This is a genomic window from Mycoplasma imitans ATCC 51306, assembly GCF_000518305.1.
GTDB classification, from domain to species: Bacteria; Bacillota_I; Bacilli_A; order Mycoplasmatales; family Mycoplasmoidaceae; genus Mycoplasmoides; species Mycoplasmoides imitans.
Window position 1 is genome coordinate 1 of the sequence record NZ_JADI01000028.1, and the last position, 1452, is coordinate 1452.

Consider the following 1452-nt stretch of genomic DNA (forward strand, 5'->3'; position numbering starts at 1 on the left):
TTATAGTGTATTTACTAAAGAAGTCGATAAACCTACATTAGATACATTCTTAAATAATATTGCTTTATAAAGCGTATTAAAAAATGATATTCAAAGGGGTCAAGACCCATCAGCTTTTGGCGAAATCTATCGCGCTGATAAACTGAAAGGACAAACCTTTAAAGTTTATTTAGGTAACCCAATTCAGATTGTTAACAATAAAGATGAATTACAAAGAATCTCTTTCTATAAGCCTTTATTTGTTAATAAAGACTTTAGTGAAGATGATCTTAACAAATTAAAAGCGCGATATCCATCACTATCTAGTTTAAAACTATCTGATTTGCAAACGTATGAAATTAAAGATGTTGCTAGTGTTGATGTTGCTACTGGAACTACTGATCCTACAATTAACTTTAAGTTAGTTAAACCAGGTCAACAAGATGAAAAAAGATGTAATTATTCAGATGAGTAATTTATCTGATACTGAATTCATCTCATATAAAACACTATTATCTTCTTATAAAGATAATTTTGATAGCTTCTTAGATTTCTATGATATGGATTCATATGTTGGTAATCAATTCTTCTTATATCAAGATAGCAATAATACCAACCACTTTTACAAATTGCTAATCGAAGCAATTAATAAAAATTCAGAACTAAGGTCATTAGCAACTTATCAAGAACAAAAAGCTAAAGTTATAAAGTAACTAGTTTTGAAAAAACCAACAATCCTAAAACTCAAGAATACAACTTAAAAGTTAATTTAGAAGATTCATCAACAGATACAACAACAACCACGTAATTAGAATTTTTCGCAAACAAAGCAAATGATTTCTCTCCTGAAGGATTTGATGATTTTCTTAAAGCGATCGGTTATAACGGAGGAATTGATCCTGTTTCGTTATTCTATACCCCTGTTGATATTCAAGCAAAGGATGCTCAAGGTAAGCCTTTAACAGGTTTAGATGCTAGAACTTACCAAGTTTATATATCTGTATATAACAACTTAATTAAAAAAGTTATTAAGAAATACCCTCACTTATTAAGAAACTTAAATGGTCCACGCGTTCAAAGAACAGTTAATAATGATGGTGCATATCAATACCAAGTAGTTGAGGACCATTTAAAGGGTTTACACCAACCGACCGTATTGGTTTACCAGTTATCTTATCGGCTTTAGCACCAGGGTTTGATGGTCTACCAATTGACTTCTTAAGATATGTTGCCACTCACGAGTATGGCACCACTACATTCATATGATTAGAAATGCCGCAAAATATGTATCTCATTCTATGAAGTCTGATTTTTTAAGAGACTTAAAAAACATATATAGCGCAGACAATACAGAAAGTGCAAAAGACAGCTTTGAATATTTAAAAAATAAGTGAGGCGGTTCTAACAAGCGCGCAGTTGAAGTTGTCGAAAGAGCGATGGACAACATAGAAAAACTCTTTACTTTTTCTAAAG

The 1452-nt window shown here is 31.2% G+C and carries 3 protein-coding genes and 1 pseudogene; 3 read left to right on the forward strand and 1 reads right to left on the reverse strand.

What is annotated here, in order from left to right; genetic code table 4:
- Positions 1–322: 322 nt before the first annotated feature.
- Entirely contained in the window at positions 323–454 is a 132-nt protein-coding gene (locus tag P690_RS04630; RefSeq protein ID WP_265736596.1) for a hypothetical protein, read from the forward strand.
- Complete coding sequence (locus P690_RS0102570; protein ID WP_156920503.1) at positions 423–692, forward strand: hypothetical protein; 270 nt, start codon at positions 423–425, stop codon at positions 690–692. Before P690_RS04630 ends, P690_RS0102570 begins: the two co-directional genes overlap by 32 nt.
- Before the next feature lie 372 nt (positions 693–1064).
- Here P690_RS0102570 and P690_RS04385 read toward each other — a convergent pair whose 3' ends face one another.
- Positions 1065–1214 (reverse strand): hypothetical protein, encoded by a 150-nt coding sequence (locus P690_RS04385; RefSeq protein ID WP_156920504.1) that lies wholly within the window; start codon positions 1212–1214, stop codon positions 1065–1067.
- 21 nt (positions 1215–1235) lie between these two features.
- On the opposite strand from P690_RS04385, the pseudogene P690_RS04045 reads away from it, so the two are divergent.
- Positions 1236–1452 (forward strand): annotated as a pseudogene (locus tag P690_RS04045) (transposase); the annotation flags it as partial.